This is a genomic window from Arcobacter siniprincipis (SeqCode) (assembly GCF_048571125.1).
GTDB lineage: Bacteria > Campylobacterota > Campylobacteria > Campylobacterales > Arcobacteraceae > Arcobacter > Arcobacter siniprincipis.
The window spans coordinates 3,187,191-3,208,962 of sequence record NZ_CP182343.1; the positions used below are offsets into that span (position 1 = coordinate 3,187,191).

18 protein-coding genes are annotated in these 21,772 nt (G+C 27.6%); 6 read left to right on the top strand and 12 right to left on the bottom strand.

The features are described 5' to 3' along the window. Positions 1 to 5: 5 nt before the first annotated feature. From ACNI3D_RS16230 to ACNI3D_RS16275, 10 genes are all read right to left on the bottom strand, one after another. Positions 6 to 590 carry a nucleotidyltransferase family protein gene (locus tag ACNI3D_RS16230; protein ID WP_164969757.1) on the bottom strand — a complete coding sequence of 195 codons (585 nt, stop codon included), beginning with the start codon at positions 588 to 590 and terminating at the stop codon, positions 6 to 8. After that, positions 577 to 1,359: an XdhC family protein gene (locus ACNI3D_RS16235; RefSeq protein ID WP_419767722.1), complete on the bottom strand. Its 783-nt coding sequence runs from the start codon at positions 1,357 to 1,359 to the stop codon at positions 577 to 579. Before ACNI3D_RS16235 ends, ACNI3D_RS16230 begins: the two co-directional genes overlap by 14 nt. 4 nt (positions 1,360 to 1,363) lie before the next feature. After that, positions 1,364 to 3,502 carry a xanthine dehydrogenase family protein molybdopterin-binding subunit gene (locus ACNI3D_RS16240; protein ID WP_419767723.1) on the bottom strand — a complete coding sequence of 713 codons (2,139 nt, stop codon included), beginning with the start codon at positions 3,500 to 3,502 and terminating at the stop codon, positions 1,364 to 1,366. A gap of 3 nt (positions 3,503 to 3,505) precedes the next feature. Beyond that, a complete protein-coding gene (locus ACNI3D_RS16245) occupies positions 3,506 to 3,958 on the bottom strand; it encodes a (2Fe-2S)-binding protein (protein WP_419767724.1) in 453 nt (150 codons plus the stop codon). Positions 3,959 to 4,532: 574 nt separating this feature from the next. Next, positions 4,533 to 5,918, bottom strand: a complete 1,386-nt coding sequence (locus tag ACNI3D_RS16250; RefSeq protein ID WP_419767725.1) for an ABC transporter ATP-binding protein — start codon at positions 5,916 to 5,918, stop codon at positions 4,533 to 4,535. Continuing rightward, positions 5,918 to 6,703: an ABC transporter permease gene (locus tag ACNI3D_RS16255; protein WP_419767726.1), complete on the bottom strand. Its 786-nt coding sequence runs from the start codon at positions 6,701 to 6,703 to the stop codon at positions 5,918 to 5,920. Before ACNI3D_RS16255 ends, ACNI3D_RS16250 begins: the two co-directional genes overlap by 1 nt. Beyond that, positions 6,696 to 7,637: an ABC transporter permease gene (locus ACNI3D_RS16260; RefSeq protein ID WP_419767727.1), complete on the bottom strand. Its 942-nt coding sequence runs from the start codon at positions 7,635 to 7,637 to the stop codon at positions 6,696 to 6,698. Before ACNI3D_RS16260 ends, ACNI3D_RS16255 begins: the two co-directional genes overlap by 8 nt. A 4-nt stretch (positions 7,638 to 7,641) precedes the next feature. Then, positions 7,642 to 9,147, bottom strand: coding sequence for an ABC transporter substrate-binding protein (locus ACNI3D_RS16265; RefSeq protein WP_419767728.1), 1,506 nt, complete (start codon positions 9,145 to 9,147; stop codon positions 7,642 to 7,644). Positions 9,148 to 9,234: 87 nt separating this feature from the next. Further along, entirely contained in the window at positions 9,235 to 10,371 is a 1,137-nt protein-coding gene (locus ACNI3D_RS16270; RefSeq protein ID WP_419767729.1) for a porin, read from the bottom strand. Between the two features lie 328 nt (positions 10,372 to 10,699). Continuing rightward, complete coding sequence (locus tag ACNI3D_RS16275) at positions 10,700 to 11,836, bottom strand: porin (RefSeq protein ID WP_419767730.1); 1,137 nt, start codon at positions 11,834 to 11,836, stop codon at positions 10,700 to 10,702. Between the two features lie 283 nt (positions 11,837 to 12,119). Here ACNI3D_RS16275 and nikA point away from each other — a divergent pair, with 283 nt between their 5' ends. The 6 genes from nikA to ACNI3D_RS16305 are packed head-to-tail and all read left to right on the top strand — an operon-like array spanning position 12,120 to position 17,544. Further along, positions 12,120 to 13,715 carry a nickel ABC transporter substrate-binding protein gene (nikA, locus tag ACNI3D_RS16280; RefSeq protein WP_419767731.1) on the top strand — a complete coding sequence of 532 codons (1,596 nt, stop codon included), beginning with the start codon at positions 12,120 to 12,122 and terminating at the stop codon, positions 13,713 to 13,715. Continuing rightward, the gene (gene opp1B, locus ACNI3D_RS16285; RefSeq protein ID WP_419767732.1) at positions 13,716 to 14,645 is read left to right on the top strand and encodes a nickel/cobalt ABC transporter permease; all 930 of its coding nucleotides are present in this window, start codon (positions 13,716 to 13,718) and stop codon (positions 14,643 to 14,645) included. Then, the gene (gene opp1C, locus ACNI3D_RS16290) at positions 14,642 to 15,490 is read left to right on the top strand and encodes a nickel/cobalt ABC transporter permease (RefSeq protein WP_419767733.1); all 849 of its coding nucleotides are present in this window, start codon (positions 14,642 to 14,644) and stop codon (positions 15,488 to 15,490) included. Before opp1B ends, opp1C begins: the two co-directional genes overlap by 4 nt. Then, positions 15,487 to 16,263, top strand: a complete 777-nt coding sequence (locus ACNI3D_RS16295; protein ID WP_419767734.1) for an ATP-binding cassette domain-containing protein — start codon at positions 15,487 to 15,489, stop codon at positions 16,261 to 16,263. The genes opp1C and ACNI3D_RS16295 overlap by 4 nt, the downstream gene beginning before the upstream one ends. Continuing rightward, positions 16,251 to 17,000 (top strand): ABC transporter ATP-binding protein, encoded by a 750-nt coding sequence (locus tag ACNI3D_RS16300; RefSeq protein ID WP_419767735.1) that lies wholly within the window; start codon positions 16,251 to 16,253, stop codon positions 16,998 to 17,000. Before ACNI3D_RS16295 ends, ACNI3D_RS16300 begins: the two co-directional genes overlap by 13 nt. Continuing rightward, on the top strand, positions 16,990 to 17,544 hold the full coding sequence (locus ACNI3D_RS16305; protein WP_419767736.1) for a GNAT family N-acetyltransferase: 555 nt from the start codon (positions 16,990 to 16,992) through the stop codon (positions 17,542 to 17,544). The genes ACNI3D_RS16300 and ACNI3D_RS16305 overlap by 11 nt, the downstream gene beginning before the upstream one ends. 51 nt (positions 17,545 to 17,595) lie before the next feature. On the opposite strand, the gene ACNI3D_RS16310 is transcribed toward ACNI3D_RS16305, so the two are convergent. Together ACNI3D_RS16310 and ACNI3D_RS16315 are read right to left on the bottom strand one after the other, a co-directional pair. Further along, positions 17,596 to 20,121 carry a methyl-accepting chemotaxis protein gene (locus ACNI3D_RS16310; RefSeq protein WP_419767737.1) on the bottom strand — a complete coding sequence of 842 codons (2,526 nt, stop codon included), beginning with the start codon at positions 20,119 to 20,121 and terminating at the stop codon, positions 17,596 to 17,598. A gap of 162 nt (positions 20,122 to 20,283) precedes the next feature. Then, positions 20,284 to 21,537, bottom strand: a complete 1,254-nt coding sequence (locus ACNI3D_RS16315) for a hypothetical protein (RefSeq protein WP_419767738.1) — start codon at positions 21,535 to 21,537, stop codon at positions 20,284 to 20,286. Positions 21,538 to 21,772 lie beyond the last annotated feature (235 nt).

Here is a 21,772-nt window from a genome sequence, read left to right on the forward strand (position 1 = left end):
CTCTCTTATTGGGTTATTCCACTTTTCATATCTTCAACGGTATCAATATCAATAGAATACTTTTTTTCTAAACTTATACTAATGCATTTTTCATTCTTTAAAATTGATTTTGCTCCATAATCTTCTTTTAATTTGAGTAATCTTTCATAGTATATTTTTGGGAAAATAGCTGGGACTGTAGAGCTTTTTGAATTTTCATATTGTGTTGCTATTATAGTTTTATTATTCATAGCATTTTTTAATGATTGTAAATGTTCAATTGGAACAAATGGTTGGTCACAAAGTATTATCAAACTATTTTTATAGTTTTGTGTGTGTTCAATTCCAAAAGAGATAGAACTTCCTATACCTTTTTCATAATCTTTATTAAATAATATATTAATATTAAAATTTTCTAACTCTTTTTTACAAGCCTCTTTTTCATATCCAAGTATCATAAAAACATCAGAAGACAGAGCTAAAGCTTTTTTGACTGTAATTTTTAAAAAAGTTTCTTCTCTATATTTTAATAACTGTTTTGTAATATTTCCTAATCTTGAAGATGTTCCAGCAGCTAAGATAATAATGGCTAAATCTTTAGATTTTTCCATTTTTTCTAGCCTCAATTTGTGAGCATATTGATAAAGCAATAGATTGATGAGTGTTCCCACCAATCTCCAAACCAATAGGAGCAAAAAATCGTTTGTCATTTTCTAAAGCAAACTCTTTTTTTATTCTTTGCATATTCTTTTTATTTCCCATCATTCCTATATAATTCATATTTGAATTAAGTAATGCTTTTAAATACATATCATCCGTTTTTGGATTATGACTTAAAATAACTGAAGCATTATATGAACTTAAATCCATATCTAAAATATTTTCTATACTTTCAAGTTCCAATAAGGTATCAGCTTCTTTTACAAACTCTTTATGAATCTTTATATCTATGACTGTTGTTTCCCAACCCATTAAATTTGCCATAAGAATCAAGGAAGTAACATGAGCTCCGGAGCCAAAAATCAAAAGAGAATAAGTTTTTTTTATATATTCATTAATTTTGTCATAATTTTTTTCATAAAAAAATGGTTCTATTTTATATTTTGAAGTTCCATGACCTGAGGATTCATCTTGTGGGATTGATTCAAAAGTAAATATTTGACCAGTTTTTAAAGCTTCTTTTGAAGATTCTATTATTTTATTTTGTAAAAACTTACTTCCTAAAACACCTGCAAATTCATCATTTGAATTTACAAGCATTTTATTTCCAACTTTGGCATAAGTAGAACCCTGTGTTTCAATAACGCTGGTTACTACAACATCAAGTTTTTTATCTTTACAATATTGAATAAACTTTAAATGTTCTTTATCTTCAAACATGAACTTATCCCAATTTAATTGGAAAACTTGTGTATCTTTTTCCCGTTGCATCTGCTATTGCATTTATAACTGCTGCAAACATTGGAGGAACTCCAACTTCACCGATACCACCAATTTTTTCTCCAGAATTTATAATCTCAACTTTTATTGAATCAGGTGCATCTTTTATTCTATTTACTTCATAATCATAGAAATTGTTTTGGTCAACTGCTCCATTTGTTAATGTGATTTGTGCATATTTTGCATATCCAATTGTAAAGTTAACAGCACTTTCAATTTGATTTTCAATTCCTAGTGGATTCATTGCATATCCACAATCAACTGCACTCCATACATTTTGTATTCTAAAATCATTATTTTCAACTTTTATTTTTATTACATAAGCAACAATACTTCCAAAAGATTCTGCAATTGCAACTCCATAACCACTGTTTTTTTCGCGTTTTTCCCAATCTGACTGCTTCGCAACATTTTCTAAGAGTTTTATATATCTTGGATTTCTTAAATTTTTAATTCTAAAATCAAGTGGATCCATATTTAAAGCATTGGCTGCTTGGTCAATGATATTTTCTACTACTGGTGCTGAAACAGTATGTCCAACTGAACGCAACCATAAAACAGTTACAGGTAAATCTGGACAAAATGATTTTAAATCATGACTTGATATTTTATATGGATGATCTTCCAAACCTTCTCTTTGCGTTCCATCAATACCATTTTTAAACATAAATTGCTCAAAAGGTGTACCTTTTGTTAAAGATTGATTTATAAGATTTGCTTTAAAACCTGTAATATTTCCATCTTTATCAAGAGATAATTTTGCATTAGCATAACTTAGGGGTCGATAATATCCCATTTTTATATCATCTTCTCTTGTCCATAAAGTCATTATTGCATAAGGTTCATTTTTTGATACATAAGCGGCATCTTTAATAAAATCAGCAGTTGGATTTGCTCTTCTTCCAAAGCTACCTCCTAAATAGTTCGTATAGTATTCAACATTTTCTTTTTTTACTTCTAAAATTTCTGCACATACATCTCTATAGATAGTTTGCATTTGACCACCAACTGACATATAAGCAGAATCTTTTTTATGATGTACTGTACAATTAATTGGTTCCATAGCTGCATGGGCTAAATATGGAAAAATATACTCTGCTTCTACAATTTTATGAGCATTTTTAAAAGATTCATCAATATTCCCATCTTTTCTCATAGTATTATTTTCTTTTGTTAGATAATCTTTATACTCTTTGTCCAAATCAGATGAACTTACATTTGCAAACTCTCCATTATCCCAAACTACTGTTATTTGCTCCATAGCATTTTTTGCTTGCCACCAATGTGATGCAATTACAGCAATTTTTTCATTTGGAAGTTGTTTTATTTTTAAAACTCCTGGCATATTTTTAGCTTTAGAGTCATCATAACTTTTTATTTTAGCTCCAAAAACTCTTGGGTGAACAAGTGATGCATATTTCATATCTTCAACTCTTACATCAATTCCAAAAATACCTTTTCCAGTAATTTTTTCTTCAACTTCAATAGGATGTCTTTTTAATGATTTACCCATAAGTCTATATTCTTTTGGCTCTTTTATTTTTACATCAGTTGGTAATTGCATTTTTTTAATATCATCTACTAAATTACCATATGAGAGTTTCTCTTTTGTTCTTTTATTTATCACATAAGAGTCTTTTGTCTCTATATCAAATAATCTTACTTGCCATTTTTTAGCTGCTGCTTGTTTTAACATTAATCTAAGAGTAGCTCCCACTTCTCGAACTCTTTGTTGTTGAGTCTTAATACTCATTGAACCACCAGTAATCATCATAGGCATTCCTGGAATATTAAATACATCTTTAACAGGGGCTGGTTCAAAAATTATTTCATCCCATTTTGCATCTAATTCATCTGCAATACATTGTGCAATTCCAGTATATATACCTTGTCCCATTTCAACTTGACCTAAGAAAAAAGTGATGGTATTATCTTGAGCAATTGTAATAAAAGCATTTGGGTCTAATACATTACTTTTTTCAATAGCTGCAGCTTTACCTTTTATAGGTAAATTAAATCCAATAATAAATGCGGATGTTAAGAGTGTACTATTTTTTATAAATTCTCTTCTTTCTAATTTCATCTTTTATCCTTTCGCTACAGTCGAAACTGCTTTTAAAATTTTGTTATATGTCCCACATCTACAAATATTTCCATTCATTACTTCTTTTATTTGATCACTAGATGAATTCTTATTTGATTTTAAAAGAGCACTTGCATTCATAATTTGACCTGGTTGACAATATCCACATTGAGCTACATCATGTTCCTTCCAAACTATTCGTAAAGCTTTTAGCTCTTTATCTTCTTTATTTTCAATTGTAGTTATCTTTTTCCCTATAGCTTCACTAAGAGGAGTTGAACAACTTCTAATTGCTTTATCATCTAAAAGTACTGTACATGCTCCACATTGAGCAACTCCACAGCCAAATTTTGTTCCTGTCATATTTAGATAATCTCTTAATACCCATAATATTGGTGTATCTTGTGGAATATCTTTTAATTCATATTTTTTATCATTTATAATTACATATTTCATTTCTTCTCCTAATAATATAAAATCTTATCTATTTTATTATAGATAAATATGAAAATTTTCAATAGAATAATTATCTAAAATAATTGCCTATTCCTCTAAATATATATTTCTTAATGAAGAATTCTTATATGTGGAAAATAAAAAGTTGATTTCCAACCAAATTTTTAGTAACTAAAATATTACCAACCTCCACCTAATGCTCTATATGAAGATACTACAGATTGAAGAGAGAGACCAGTTATTTTAACTACACTTGCTTTTATTTCTTTAACTTATTGAGTATTTTGGGGTTTTATGGCATACACATTTATTGGTGGAACAGCACTGATTTTACTATTTTTACCAGCACTTTATGTAGCTTGGTTTAAAATAAGACCAATTCAAAAGTAGTTGTTTATTTTAAAGGTTGTTTTACTCTTTTGTAGAACAACCTTAAAAGAAAAATATATGAACTAAGCTAAATTACTATTATCAATATTTAATATATCATTATCAATTTTTATTGAATATGACATACAAGGTAAGATACAAAAGTAAATGACTATTTTTAAAAACTAAAAGCTTAAAAAGGCTTTTAGTTTATATACAAGATTTTATTTGATATTTTCTCTGCCAATACTCTATCATGGGTAACTAATAATAGAGATAATTTATCTTCTTTTACAATATCAAGAAGTAAATATATTACCTCTTGCTGGCTAATTGGATCAAGTCGTGATGTTACTTCATCTGCAAATATAAAAATAGGTTTTAGTAATAGTACTCTTATTATTGCTATTCGTTGAAGTTCACCCCCTGAAATTTCATCAGGCTTTCTATTTAATAACTCTTTTTTTAAATTTACTTTTTCTAATAGTTTATAGACTTCATTCATATTTATATTGTGAACTTTGATTAAGTCTTCAAAACTATTTTTTAGTATTTGGTTTGGTAAAAATGCACTTGGTGGTTGTTGATAGATTTTTTGATAATGTATATTTTTTGATGATAATGGTTTGTTAATTTTTCCATTATCAGGTTCTCTAAGACCAAGTACAATATCACCTAAAGTGCTTTTCCCACTTCCACTATTTCCAACTATTGCTGTGATTTCTCCTCTTTTTAATTTAAAATTTAAATCTGAAAATAGCTTTTTATCATTGTAGGCTTTACTTAAATTTTTTGCTTCAATTACAACTTCATCTATAACTTCACTTTTTTCAACTTCCCATTTTGATGTTTCACTTGATAATAACTTTTTTGTATAAGGGTGTTTTGGATTTTGGAATAATAGTTCATTTTTATCATATTCGATTAATTTACCATTTTGTATTATTCCTAAATTTCCTTTTAGGTTTTTTGCAATATCTATGTCGTGTGTTATTACAAATAATAATTTTTTGTTTTTTATCTCTTTTTTTAATCTTTCAACAATACTTCCACATAAATCTTTATCAAGTCCTTTTGTGGGCTCATCTACCAATAAAACATCACTATTAAATGCATGTGTTATGGCTATAGTTACTCTTTGTGACATTCCTCCTGATAATTCAAAAGGATATGAGTCTCTTGAGTCTTCAAGTGAGACTTCTTTTAAGTCATAAAGTGCTTTTTCTTTTGGGCTCTTTTCCTTATGAATGTATTTATGCACTTCACTTACTTGATTAAGAACACTCATGGTTGGATCTAAAACTCTCCATGGTTCTTGGGGTAAATAAGCAATCTCTTTTCCCCATAACTTTTTTCTATTTTTACTTGAAAGTTTTAATATATCTTGACCATTTAAAATTATTTGTCCTGTAATTTTAAACTCTTTTGGCAAAGTTCCCATAACTGCATCAATTATCAGAGATTTTCCAGAACCTGATTCACCTAATAAAACTAAAGGTTCTTCTTCATTTAAAGATAAATTTATATCTTGCACTATAATTGAATCATTTAAACTTATAAATAAATCAATAATTTCTAATTTTGAGCCCATTAAAATCTCCTTTTAGAAATCAATTGTAATGATAATATTAATAAAAATATAAAAAAAGATGGAAGTAAGATAAGTGTTACTTTTTCATCAAAATATGGCATAAACTCGACAATCATACCACCTAGTTCTGCCCTTGGTGGATGTAGACCAATACCCATTGCACTTAAAGTTGATATTGCAATAATTGCAGTACTCATAGCAAAAGTTGCAAGGGTAAATATCATTGGAAATAATTGTGGGAAAATTTGTTTTTTCAAAATATAAAAAGTAGAAAATCCTAATAATTTTGTTGATTCAATATATGGTTGCACTAAAATAGTTTTAGTTTTTGCTCTAGTTACTCTAAAAAACTCAACCCATAAAGATAAAGATAATCCTAAATATAAAAGTAATAAATTACCTGGGTCAAATGCTACTAGTAATAAAACTAATAATAAACCAGGAAGTGAAAGAATAATGTCTGAAATTAAAATCAAAATTTTTTCTATAATTCCTTTTTTATAAGCTGCTAATATTCCTAATAAAATGCCAGGAATAGCAGCTGTTATCATAGTAACAAATGCTAAGAGAAAAGATAATCTAGTAGCATAAGCAAGTCTTGTTAACATATCTCTTCCATATTGGTCTGTACCTAATAAATTTGAAGTGCTAAAACTTGCTAATGCATTCATTAGATTTTGTTTATTTGGATCAAGACCAGTGAAATTTGGTACAAATATTATAAATAAAAATAAAGCGATTAATATAAAATATCCTATAAATGTTGAATTGATTTTTTTAAGCATGCTTTATCCTTAATCTTGAATCTAAAATACTTGTTATCATATCTGTAAAAAAATTTATTAATATAAAAAACAATCCCATAACTAAAACTGTACCTTGTATCATAGGAATATCTCTTGCAATAACTGCATGAACTAAAGCATGTCCAATACCAGGAAAGGCATAAATTGATTCAACTATTACAACTCCTTCAATTAGATATATTGATTGTAAACCTAAATAAGCAATAACAGAAATAGAAGCATTTCTAATTCCATGTCTATTAACTAAGGCTAAGTCACTCAAGCCTTTATACTTTCCGTAAGTAAAATACGAAGAATTAGAAACTTCTAGCATTGATTCTTTTATAAGTCTATTTGAGACAGCGGCTAAACCTAATGCTAAAGTAAAAGCAGGAAGAACTAAGTATTTCCAATTCTCAAATCCTGCAGGTGGAAGTATTCTAAAGTATATACTAAATAAGTACATCAATAATAATCCAAGTATAAAAGGTGGAATAGCTCTAAAAAATATAGATAGCAAAAATCCTATTTTATCAACTATTCCATTATCTCTTGCACCAGAATAAATACCTAAAGGTACAGCCATAATTAATGACAAAATAAAAGAAATAAAAGCTAAATATAAAGAATAACCCATTTGAGTTTTAAGTTCATGTATTACTTTCTCTCCACTTATAAGTGAGTAACCTAAGTCAAAGTGTAAAAGATTATATAAGGAGTTTAAATATAATTGAAATACTGAGTTATCAAGTTTTAACTCTTCTCTAACACTTTGTGCAATCTCTGCTGTCATCCCATCTGGACCATATCTACCTGCGGCAATTTTTAAAGCTGGATCCCCTGGAAGTAATTGCATCATTATAAATGATACCGTACTGATAAGTAATACAAGCATTAACACTTGTATTACTCTTGTTATAATTATTTTTTTCATTTAACTATTTATCTAACTTAATATCTGATAAGAAGTAGTTCAATTCAAAAGGGTCTACTTTTAAGTTTTTAATCTTTTTGTTTGAAACAACTGCTAATTCTGACCATGCAACTGGAATAACTGGTAAATCTTCATACATAATTTGAGTGATTTTATTATGTAAGTCTTTGTTGTCTTTTTTTCTTAATTGAGTTAAATATTTAAACATTTTTTCATTTGTCCAATTCATTGCTCCCCAATCTGCTCCACCTCTACCATAATCTTGAAGTAATGTTCCTAGTGGATTAGGAATCAATGCAAGGTTTCTACTCATAAATGCCAATTCTAAAGTGTTATCTTTATGTTTTCTTACAATCTCAGTATAACTATCAATTAAAACTTTTACATCAATACCTACTTCTTTTAATTGTGACTGAATTGCAGTAGCTAAAACAGGTAGATCAGGTCTATTGGGATAAGTATTTAAAGAAAGCTCAAATTTTTTATTATCTTTATATCTATATCCATCAGATTTTAGTACCCAGCCAGCTTTATCTAAAAGTTTATTTGCTTCTGTAATATTTTGTTTTATTGGTTTTATATTTGTGTTATTCCATAATTTCATTGATGGTGGGAAAAGTTGATTAGCAGCTAAGTTTTCATTTTTTAAAATAATTCTAGCCATATTTTCTCTATCTAATGCTAAGCTAATAGCTCTTCTTACATTAATATCTTTTAGGAAAAATGAACCAAGATTGACTTTTAATAATTTTGCTCTAGGAATAGTTACAATTGTTGTATTCAAAGTTGGATCTTTTTTCAAAGATTTTAAGGAAATTGGGAGTAATGAATAAGCAATATCTGCTTCGTGACTTTTTATCATAAGTGATCTTGTTTCACCTTTTCCTACTGACAAATAAGTGATATTTTTAATATTTGCTTTACCTTTCCACCACTTGTCAAATCGTGTAAGTTTTATTTTTAATGGAGCAGTTAAGTTTTTTATTTTATAAGCACCTGTTCCAATTACTTTTATTATTTTTCCTTCTTTATCAAAAGAGTTTTTCGATAAAATAATAGTACTATAATGAGCAAAATATGCTGGCAATGCACTAAATTGTGAACTTAATTTGATTTCTATAGTATTGTTTACAGCATGAATACTTTCTATTGGAAGATATCTTAATATACTTTTTTTTAAAAGATTTTCTCTTGTTAAATTATACTCAATAGTTTTTGCATCTAATTTTGTGTTATCTTGAAACTCAACATCTCTTCGAATCTTAAATTTCCAAAGTAAACCATCTTTTGATACATTCCAATTTTTTGCTAAACCTGGAATTAAATTTCCTTTTTCATCTGTAGATACTAGTGTTTCTGCAACTTGCATTCTTGAAAAGATAAAACCAGATTGTGTTGGTTCTATCCCTGAAATCTCCCATGGTCCGATAACTTTAATATCTTTTGCCTCTAAAGACAAGACCATAAAACAAATTAATAATATCAGTTTTAATCTATTATTTTTTAACATTAAATTTTTCCTTTATTTTATAACTTTTCCACTAAGAGTTTTGAAATAAGTAATTCCATAATAGGACTTACTTATAATAGTTTTTTGTTAAAAAGAGTATTGAATGTTAAGTCTTCCTACCATTCCTGTACCTTCACCTTTTGTTTCTAATGTACCGTATCTTACATATGTAACTAGGTTTTTAGACATTTTGTATTTTACTTGTCCAAAAATATTTGTTAAATCTTTTGCATCAGCTCGTGAATGTGATCCATAATCAGCAGTAGAATAATATAATCCTAAATTAACTTTTGCTGATACATCTACATTTCCACTAATATATGTATATGCTGCATCAGCATCATTTGAAGCAGTAATTCTCCATGCATAATCCATATTTGTTTTTGCACTTGTGTCTATAGAAACATTACCTCCTTCTTTATCTGTCTCACCATATGCAGCAAAAGCAGAGAATATTCCTTTTCTTGCCATTACTCCTAATTGCCATAAACTATTATCTTTACTACTATTATCTAAATCTAGTGAAGTATATCTACCAAATGGAGATAAATTCACTCCTGAAATATCATAATTTCCACTAAATCCAACAGTATAAGTATCAAAAGTATCACTTAAATTTGCATATCCAACATCTAAAATTAAACCTGCAAATGAACTTGTTGCTCCAACCATAATAAAGTCTTCTGAACCATTTATTCCCGTAATACCATTCCATGTACTTATTTCAGCGTTATTAAAATTTGTCTGATTGAAATATGCACCTGTAAAAGTCACATAATCAGTAGTATAAACTGAATATATCCCCGACCCAGTATTCTCATCACCTAATACATCTCTTGATGTAGTCCACGGAGAAACAATAGCTTGTTTTCCAACTGTAACAGATAGGTTTTTAACACCTAAATAAGTAAAATTAATCTCAGAAAGCTTAACATCAATACTTTTATCAGATTGGTTTCCTGTGTTACTTGCAAAGTTTTCTGCTAAAAATCTTGTATTAACTTTTATATCATCATTTGTTTTTGTAGATAAATTTAAAGCTGCTTTATGAAAGTTTTGAGTTTTACCTGCACCTTTATCGGTTTCATAATCATTGTATCTATATCCAATAGTTCCAGAGATATCCACATTTTTAATGGCTTCTGCTAAATCTTTTGCATTTGCAATTGAAGAAAGACAAATAAGAGATGTCACCAAACTTAGTTTTAAAATTTTTGTAGTCATTATAATTTATATCCTTTTTGCGACTTAGTCGCAAGTAATTTTTTGAAATTCTAGTTTAGTAATCTTATATTAACATTAAATAAAATAACTAATTTTTCAGTATGTATATAGTTTAATTAGGAATAAAAGTATATTTTTGTTTTAAAATAAATAAGTGTAGTTTTTATTTAGTATGTTTTAGCGCATGTGGATTTATAATCTTCAAAATAAAACAGTGAAAAGTGAAGTCATATAATTAGCATCATTTGGAAGCTACTCCTTTTTTTAGATAAACTAAAAAAGGATTAATATAAATAAACCCTCCAGAGGGGTTTATTTAAAGTTTTTATTAAAAAGAGTATTGAATGTTAAGTCTTCCTACCATTCCTGTACCTTCACCTTTTGTTTCTAATGTACCGTATCTTACATATGTAACTAGGTTTTTAGACATTTTGTATTTTACTTGTCCAAAAATATTTGTTAAATCTTTTGCATCAGCTCGTGAATGTGATCCATAATCAGCATTAGAGTAAAATAACCCTAAATTAACTTTTTTTGTTACATCTACATCTCCACCAATGTATGTATATGCTGCATCTGCATCATTTGAAGCAGTAACTCTCCATGCATAATCCATATTTGTTTTTGCACTTGAATCTATAGATACTTTTCCACCTTCTTTATCTGTTTCACCGTATGCAGCAAATACAGAAAAGATTCCTTTACTTGCCGATAATCCTAATTGCCATAAACTATTATCTTGACTACTGTTATCCAAATCCAATGAAGTATATCTTGCAAAAGGAGATATATTTACCCCTGAAATATCATAGCTTCCAGCAAGTCCAACAGTATAAGTATCAAAAGTATCACTTAAATCAGCATATGCAACATCTAAAGTTAAACCTGCAAATGAACTTGTTACTCCAATCATGGTAAAGTTTTCTGAACCATCTATTCCTGTAATACCATTCCATGTACTAATATCTGCTGTATTAAAATTTGTTTGATTAAAGTACGCACCTGAAAAAGTCACATAATCAGTAGTATAAACTGAATATATCCCCGAACCAGTATTCTCATCACCTAATGAATCTCTTGATATAGTCCATGGAGAAACAATAGCTTGTTTTCCAACTGTAACAGATAAGTTTTCAGAACCTAAATATGTAAAATTTGCTTCTGAAAGCTCAACATCGACATTTTTATTAGCCTCATTCCCTGTGTTACTTGCAAAGTCTTCTGCTAAAAACCTTGTACTAACTTTTATGTCATCATTCACTTTTGTAGATAAATTTAATGCTGCTTTATAAAAGTTTTCAGTCTTTCCTGCACCTTTATCTGATTCATAATCATTGTATCTATAAGAAATAGTTCCAGATACATCTACATTTTCAATAGCTTCTGATAAATTCTTTCCACTTGCACTTGAAGAAAGAATAACAAGTGCACCAATTAAACTTAATTTTGGAATATTTGCTCTCATTACGATCCTTGTGGTAATATAATATTGTTATTAGTATTAAAAGTATAATGAAAAATCGTTAAATTATGGTTAATATTTAGACAATTTTCTTAATTCTAAAAAAATTTATCCATTTTGTAATCTCTTTTCTTCTATTTCTAATTAAGCTAAGTTAAAAAAAATAAAAAATTATTATAAATAAATATTAGATTATATGGTTCTAAAAATACATAAGAGAATATAAAAATTATATTCTCCTAACGACAAGATGATTATAATAAAAAATCTTTTTACAGGAATATTTATGAAATCACTGTTTTTAAAAACATCAATTATATTATTTATTATTTTTTTCGTAGTAGGTTGTCAAGAAAAAAGAAAAAATGAAAATATAAATAATAATCAATTAGTCTATGCAAGTACAAAAGATATTAGAAATATCAACCCCCATTTATATGCAGGTGAAATGTCTGCACAAAATATGGTTTTTGAATCATTAGTTATAAATACAAAAGATGGAATAAAACCTAATCTTGCAGAAAGATGGGAGATAAGTAACCAAGGTAAAAAATATACTTTTTATTTGAGAAAAGATGTTTTCTTTTCAGATGGAACAATCTTTGATGCAAATATCGCAAAAAAAAATATTGATGCTGTATTATCAAATAGAGCAAGACATGCATGGCTTGAATTAGTAAATGAAATAGATGCAACAAAAGTAATTGCTCCCTATATACTTGAAATAACTCTTAAAAATCCTTATTATCCAACTTTGATAGAATTTGCTATGACAAGACCATTTCGTTTTATATCTTCAAAATGTTTTATTAATAATGAGACAAAGAATGGAGTAAGTTGTTATAGTGGAACAGGTCCATGGATATTAAAAGAACATAAAAAAAATGCATATGCATTATTTGTTAGAAATTCAAATTATTGGGCAGATAAGCCAAAACTAGAGAAAGTTAAATTTAGAGTAATTCCAGATCATCAAGCTATTTTATTAGCATTAGAAAAAAATGAAGTTGATTTGATATTTGGTGCGGATGGAGATATGATTGATTTAAATGCATTTTCAATGTTAGAAAAAGAAAATAAATATGCAACATTATTAAGCGATCCTGTTGCATCAAGAGCAATATTACTAAATACAAAACAACCCATAACAAAAGATTTGAAAGTAAGAGAAGCATTACAATATGCGATCAATAAACAAGCTATTGTAAAAGGAATATTAAATGGTTCAGAAAGCATAGCACACTCACTTTTTGCTCCTACTACTGCTTATTCTAATATACAACTAGATGCAAAAAAGTACAATCCTTTAAAAGCAAAGGAAATATTAGATGAAGCTGGTTGGAAGTTAAATAACAATGAATTAATTAGAACAAAAAATAATAAAAAATTAGTATTAAGACTTTATTTTAATGCAAACAATGCACAAGAAAAAACTATAAGTGAATATATTCAAAGCAATCTAAAAGATATAGGAATTGATTTAAAAATTATAGGAGAAGAAAAACAATCTTTCTTAGATAGACAAAAAAGTGGTGATTTTGATTTACAATATTCTCTTTCATGGGGTGTTCCATATGATCCACAATCTTATATCTCTTCATGGAGAATGGCTGCACATGGAGATTATCAAGCCCAATTAGGACTTAGTAAAAAAGCATGGTTAGACAAACAAATCAAAGCAGTTTTAATTGAACCAAACAAAACAACTAGAGAAAAAATGTATAAACAACTATTGGAATATATTCATAAGCAAAGTGTTTATATACCATTGAGTTATTCAAGAACAAAAGCAGTATTTAATACAAGAGTTAAAGGTGTTACTTTTAATCTTTCTCAATATGAAATACCATTTGAAAAAATGCATATTGATAATAAGAGATAAATGAAGAGATTAATATTTAAACGACTTTTACTTTTGATTCCTTTAGTACTTGGGGTTTCACTGATTTGCTTTACTTTGATAAATTTAAATCCAAGTAACCCAGCAGAAGTTACTCTTAGAGTTAATAATATCACACCAACAAATGAAGCGATATTAGAAATGCAAAAAGAATTAGGGTTAGATAAACCTTTATATCAAAGATATATTTATTGGTTAAAAGATATCTTAAAAGCAGACTTTGGAAATAGTTATGAAACAAAAGAACCTGTTTTAAATGAGATTTTACAAGCATTTCCAACAACACTATATTTAACATTTTGTTCTTTATTTTTAATAATTACTGTAGGTTTTTCAATTGGTGTTATATGTGCAATATATGAGGGTCATTGGATTGATAGAACACTCAGAATATTTACTTTTGTATGTACATCAGTTCCTAGCTTTTGGCTTGCATTATTATTGATTTGGTTATTTTCAATAAAATTTGACTTACTACCAACGGGTGGATTAGAAGATATAAATAGTATTATTTTACCTTCAATTACACTTGCAATTTCATATATTGGAACATTCATAAGAATAATGAGAAACTCACTAGTACAAATAAAACAATCACTTTTTATCTCATATGCAAAAGCAAGAGGATTAAAAAAGCATGTTATTTTAAAACACCAAATAAGAAATGCATTACAACCTTTTATTATTGCTTTAAATATGTCTATTCCTAGACTTTTAGCAGGTACTGTGATTGTAGAAAATATCTTTGGACTTCCTGGTGTTGGAAGACTCTGTATACAAGCCATTTTTAATCGTGATTATCCAATGATTCAAGCATATATACTTTTTATGGCAGTATTATTTATTTTATTTAACTTATTTGCAGATATTTGGGTACAAATAAGAGATCCTAGATTAAGAAGATACCAATGAAAAAGAACTTTTGGAATAAACTTTTAAAAGATCCAATTGCACTTATTAGTTTAAGTATTATACTAATTGTGATGCTTCTTGGTATATTTGCACCTTTTGTTGCACCAAATAATCCATATGATGTAAACTTAAGCAATAAACTTCTTTCATATAGTCTAAAATACCCTTTCGGAACAGACCATCTAGGAAGATGCATAGCCTCAAGATTGATATATGGTATTAGAACTACACTATTTTTTGCCCTAATTGCAATGGTAATTACTGTTTTTTTGGGTTTAATATTTGGTCTTCTTGCAAGTTTTTTTAAAAGTTGTGAAACAATTATCTTAAGAGCCTGCGATATAATGCTTTCTTTTCCAAGTGAATTAATGATGCTTGCAATTATTGGAATAATGGGAACAGGTATTGAAAATATTATTATTGCTACTATTATTGCTAAAGTAGCTTGGTACACAAGAATGACATATACTTTTTCTCTTAAATATACTAATCAAAATTATATTTTATTTTCACGCCTTTTAGGAAATCCATCAAGAACAATATTAAAAAAACATTTATTTCCTTTGCTATTAGGAGATATTGCAATGTTATCAACACTAAATATTGGAGCTGTTATATTAAGTATTTCAGCATTGTCTTTTTTAGGTTTGGGCGTTCAAGCACCAGCATGCGAATGGGGTGTTATGTTAAATGAAGCAAAAAATGTGATGAGTATTGCTCCTTATCAAATGCTTCCTTCTGGAATAATGATACTTATTGTAGTTGCAGCTTTCAATTTTTTAGGTGATAGTATTCGTGATGCACTTGATCCAAATTTTTATATAGAAAATAAAGAGCAATTATGAGTTTTTTTGAAGTAAGACAACTAAATATAATAAATAAAAAAACAAATACATTATTATTAAATAATCTTAGTTTTAAGATAAATGAAAATGAAGTTTTAGGAATCGTAGGAGAAAGTGGAAGCGGAAAATCTTTAACGTGCAAAGCAATTTTAGGAATTTTACCAGAGTTCTTAAAATTAGAGGGAAGTATAAAACTAAATAACAAAGAGATACTAAACACTTCATCAAATCATAAAAATAAAATATCAATAATACTACAAGAAGCGATGAATGCATTTGATCCACTTTATACTATTGGTGAGCATATGATGGAAAGCTTACATACAAAAAAAAATAAAAAACAAGCAAAACAAAAATGTTTAATGCATTTAGAAGATATGGGATTAAAGAATGTAACTCAAATATTTAAAAGTTATGCACATGAGCTAAGTGGTGGTCAATTACAGCGTATTATGATAGCAATTGCATTTTCTCAAGACTCATCTTTAATTATTGCAGATGAACCAACTTCATCACTTGATTGTCTTAATCAAAAACAAATAGTTGATTTATTTAAAAAATTAAAATATAAGAAAAAAACACTTATATTTGTATCCCATGATCTAGCCATTATTTCTCAACTTGCAAATAAGGTTTTAGTTATGAAAGATGGTTCTTGTATCGAATATGCAGATACAAAAACTATTTTTACAAATCCACAAAATGACTTTACAGCTTATCTTTTAAAAACAAGATTTGAACTCTCTCAAAGGTTTATAAAATGCTTCAATTAAAAAATATAAATAAAAGTTATAAAAAAGATTTAATTTTGAATAATATAAATCTAAAGATAAACAAAAATAGCACAATGGGAATTGTAGGAGAGAGTGGAAGTGGGAAAACAACCCTTGCAAAATTAATATTAGGTTTAGAAAATCCATCTAATGGAGAAATATATATAAATAATATTCCTTTATCAAAATGGCAAAAAATAAATAAAGGGAAAATGAGTATAGTTTTTCAAGATTATAGAAGTTCAATAAATCCACATTTTTGCATTGAAGAAGCACTGCAAGAACCATTATGGGGAAAAACAAAACTTTCAAAGGATGAAGTAAAAAAGATTCTAAAACAAGTTGAATTATCTGAAAATATACTTTTCAAATATCCCCATGAACTTAGTGGAGGACAGTTACAACGAGTATGTATTGCAAGAGCACTTATTTTAAAGCCAAAATTTTTAGTATTTGATGAAGCATTAAGTGCCTTAGATGTTTATACTCAAGTACAAATAATACATTTATTACAAAAAATAAAAGAGCAATATGAATTAACATATTTGATTATTACTCATGATTTAGAACTTGCAAGTTCTTTATGTGATGAGATTACAATCTTAAAAGATGGAAATATTATCGAGATTATAAATTCAAAATATTTAAACAAAGCTAATCATTCATATACAAAAGCACTTTTAGATGCAGTAATACCAATAAAAGTCTTTTCTAAGGAAATAAAAAATGATAAATAAAAGAAAAATCCATTTTAAACAAGTTGATAAACTATCAGAAACAAAAGCAAAACAATTTATAATAAAAGAGTATTCAAAACATTATCTAAATCGAATCTCAAAAACACAATATAACATTTTATATCAAAAAATGGGTATTTTACTTTCAGATACCCTAAGAAATGCATTTTTTATTGCATATAATGAAAACCATAAGATAATTGGTGCAATTAGTGTTTCATTTTACGATAATCGTATAGATAAACTAAAAAAAAGATATCAAAATAAGTATATTGCTGAAATTGGACGATGTTATGTAAATGAAGAATATAGAAGATGTGGAATAGGTTCAAAATTATTTGAATTAGCAAAAAGTTTTGCACATAAGAAATCATATGAAAAATTATATTTGCATACTCATTATTTTTTACCAGGAGGTTATCACTTTTGGCAGAAAATGGGTTTTAGTATTACATTAGATGAAAAGAACAACTTGCAAACTGTTCATATGGAAAGAAATATAAGAAAAATCACAAGATTGATCAAAGAAATAAAGAGATTGTAATAAAAAGGCTAAGCCCAAATAGCCTTTGCCTTTTATTTTTAGATACATATACTAAAACATATTATCTATTTTTATACTATCTCTTCCGTGAAACTCTTTTTCATCTGCATGTGAAACTATTCTTTTTGATATGATATCTGTTTGCCTCGCAACTTCATTTGTATTTTGAGCAATTGAAGCATTTTCTTGAGTTTGTTTATCCAAAGAGGCAACTGTTTGTGTTATTTGTGAGATTCCTGTTTGTTGTTCTTTTGAAGAGGTAGAAACCATTTGAATCAGCTCCATTGTATTATTAATATTAGAACTTAATTTCGTATAACCATCAATCATAGTATCTGCAATATTTTTCCCCTCATTTGCTTTTATATTTGCATTTTCAACTAAGTTTTTAATCTCTTTTGCTGCTTCTGTTGATCTATTTGCTAAGTTTCTTACTTCTTGTGCAACAACTGCAAATCCCTTACCAGCTTCTCCAGCAGTTGCAGCCTCAACGGCTGCATTAAGAGATAGAATATTTGTTTGGAAAGCTATTTGGTCTATCACTGTTATCGCTTCATTTATAGCTGTTACTTGGCTGTTTATTTCATCCATAGCTAAAGTTGTTTTTTTAGCTAGTTCTTCTCCTTTTTCAACAGAATCATTTACTTCATGGGAATAATCGGCCATTTTTTGTACGTTTTCATTATTTGATAAAAGATTACTATTTATCTGTTCTAAAGCAGCAGAGGTCTCTTCAATAGACGCAGCAGCAGAGTTTGTATTTCTTGATAAAGTAGCAACACCTTCAATTAATACATTAGAACTTTGATCAAGTTTCATACCATTTGTTTTATTATCAATCAACATATTTGTTATAGAATCACCTAAATTATTAACACCATTTGCTAGTTGTAGTAACTGCTCTTTAAGACCTGTTGTACTCACTTTTTCTAAGTAGTGGTAGTTTGTATATTTGTCTAATACACTTAAAATATTATTGATATTCAATTCAAGATTATCTGCCATCTTATTTAGTACACTTTTCAATTGACTTAATGATGGATTTAAAGAATCAGATTGAATTCTTTTATTTAAATCACCTTTTTCAAATCCAGATAAAACATCTACAATTTCATCTATCAATTCTCTATCTTTTTCAATTCCTACTTTTGTTCTATTTATATTTTCATTTACAACTTTTGACATTTTACCAAGTTCGTCTTCACTACTATCATCCAAATAATCAATCTGTTTTGTCTCATTATTTAGATATTTGAAAAATGAAATTATCCCATTTTCAAAGTTTTTAAGGGGTTTCAAAATAGTATTTCTTAAAAAAGTTATTGATATACCTATTATTACGATTAGAACTATTATAGATATAATCATTAGGGTAATATTTAAATTAAAAATATCTTTTAAAGCTTCATCTTCTTGTATTTGAGAAATAATTGCCCATTGTTTATCAAATACTTTTATTCCTGTATAAGCAGTAAGTACATCATTACCTTTGTTATCAACTGTAATACCTGCTCCTGTTTTATTTTTTAGTGCTTGTTTTATTAAATCATTTTTAATTTCATATAAGGAAATGGTTGTATTAGCACTTTTCACACTTTTATTATCTATATTTTTAATAAATCGGTGATTACTTCTCATCTTATAATCACTTCCTAAAAGATAACTAATACCAGTTTCCCCTAAACCTGACTCTTCATATTTTCCATCAAAATTCATAATTTTATCTATAGAAGCAGGTGATAACTCTATGATTAAATTTCCCACTCTTCTATTTTCACTATTAAAAACAGGTGATGCTAAAAAAGATGCAGGCATGTTATAACTTGGCTCAAAAGGTTTAAAATCAGAAAAAGCAACTTTCCCTTTTTCAAGTTTGTATGCTTCTTCATTTACTTTTGCTAATGCACTATTTGAATAAACTCCCTCTTTCAAGTTTGTACCAAAATCTTTTTCTTTAGCAGTTGTATAAACCACATTTCCCATCATATCAACTAAAACAATATCATACAGTGAAAATTTTTCTAATAAGGTATTAAATGTAGGATGAAATCTCATGTGAGCAAAAGTATAGTTATTAAGAAATAAGGTCGTTTGACTCATCTTATTTTTTTCGCCAATTTTAGCTTCATTTTTTATGATATATATATATTGAGCCATAAGTCCATTTTTGTTTTTAGGTAAATACTCTTCAAGAGCTCTTTTTTTAGGAATATTTGGTAAATCAAAATTAATCTTATTTACATATGAATTTTTATAGTGTTCCAAAACTTCTTTTTTTACTTCATCTATATTTTCAACATCATTTCCAATAGTATAAAATCCTCTTATGAGATTTTTCATTGCATCTTGGGTAGAAGCCGAGTTTGCAGTAGATACCAATAATCCTTCAATTGTTTTAAAGTAATCAGAGATATGTTGTTTTTTAGCAGAAACAATTGATTTTAACTGATTTAGTTTCTCATTTTCAGTATTTGTTGTACTTTTATACGCCGTAATTACCAAAATAATTGAAGAGAGTAAAACCAAGCTTATTATAATAAGACTTATAAGTTTAAAATTGATTGTCAGTTTTTTCATCTTTTGTAATCCTTTTCACCTGTAATTATTTGTTTTGGGCTAATTATTACTAAAGACTGTATTCAAATAGTATCTTTATGATTTTTTTTTGTTATTTATTATTTATAAGAAGAGATTATAAGAGAATTTTTGAGGCCAAGTTCAAGTGAACTTAGCCAATTTTTAAAATAGCATATCGCTACTCGAATCTTTATCTTTTGATTTTAATTTATCCATTTTAAATTTCAAATAAGAAGTATTAATATTATGAAACCCAACATTTTTTGAGAAGTCTTCTTTTTTAGTTATTTGATTTATAATCATCTCCATAGATTCAATATTTTTTATCTCTAACTCTTCCTCAAGTTCTCCATAAGTACTCATCAGAGAATCAAATGCAAAGTGATAATTATATGCCAAAGAGCCCTTATCATTAAGAAGTTTTTTTATAAAAACCCATCTATCAAAAATTATAGACCAAGCCTTTTTTTGCTCAGTTGTTGCACATAGATTTGAAACAATTTCTTTCCATTTAAATAGAGCAAAATATGCTTGATGACTAACCCATAACTCTCTTATCCACCAATCTTGATATTTTGGGAAGCCAGAAAAGGTTTTTATTTTTACTTCTGGAACTTTTATCTCTTTTAACTTTTTAAGTTCATTATTAAGACTTTTTATAATAGATTCAAGTTCTTTTATCTCTTCTTTATCACTATTTTCTTCGGATTGTTTTTGCTTCAACAACTCCTCTTTTTCTTTTAAAGAGGTAGTGAACTTTTCTCTTTTTGCATTTATTTCATTTACCACTGCTTCTTTTTTTTGCAAAGCTCTTTCATTATCAAATTCAATATTATCTATTATGTTTGAACTTAATACATAAAAATGCAGAACAACAATTGGAAGAAAAAAATCAATAGTTGAGAGTTCTTGTATATTTTTTTCATCTATTTGGTCTTTTATTGCTTTAAACTCACTTTTTATATCTTCCAATTTTTTACTAATATCATTTAAATCACCAAGACCCAACTCTATTGATTTTGTAGCCATTTCAAATAGTTCTTTATCTTCAAAATTAACATCTATAGGTAGTTCTTCTATTATTCTTAAAGCTTCTAATTTTTTATCATTGCTTTGTTCAACATTTAACTTTATTCGAGAAGGTTGTGCATCAAAATACTTCTTTCTTTCAGCAAGGAAAACGAGTCTTTCTTTCTCTTCTAATTCTTTTCCCTCAATTGATTGAAGTTGTTCTAGCATTTTTTTATATTTTTCCACAAGCTCTGTTGCTATTTCTAAAGAGTTTTCTGATGAAGCAAGAGCCATTCGAGAAAGTTTATTGATACCCGCTTCATGATTTTTTATTTGTTGTTTTTGTAAAGCTATTTTTGTTTCATTTTCTTTAATAAGTGCTTCTAGTGCGACAATACTTTCCATGCTAGTTTTCCTTTAGGAATATTCTTCAAAATTATTTAATCCAAGCATTTAACAAGTCTGAGTTAGAATCAGAATTATTTTTTATACTTCCACTACTATTCTTAAATTTAATTATACATTTATTTTATACTTATGCTTACTCTTTATATTGTAAATTTCAATTAATAGTTTATTAAAAAGTATAATTATTTTATTTAGTCATATTTACATTATACTAATATGTCTATTTAATTTT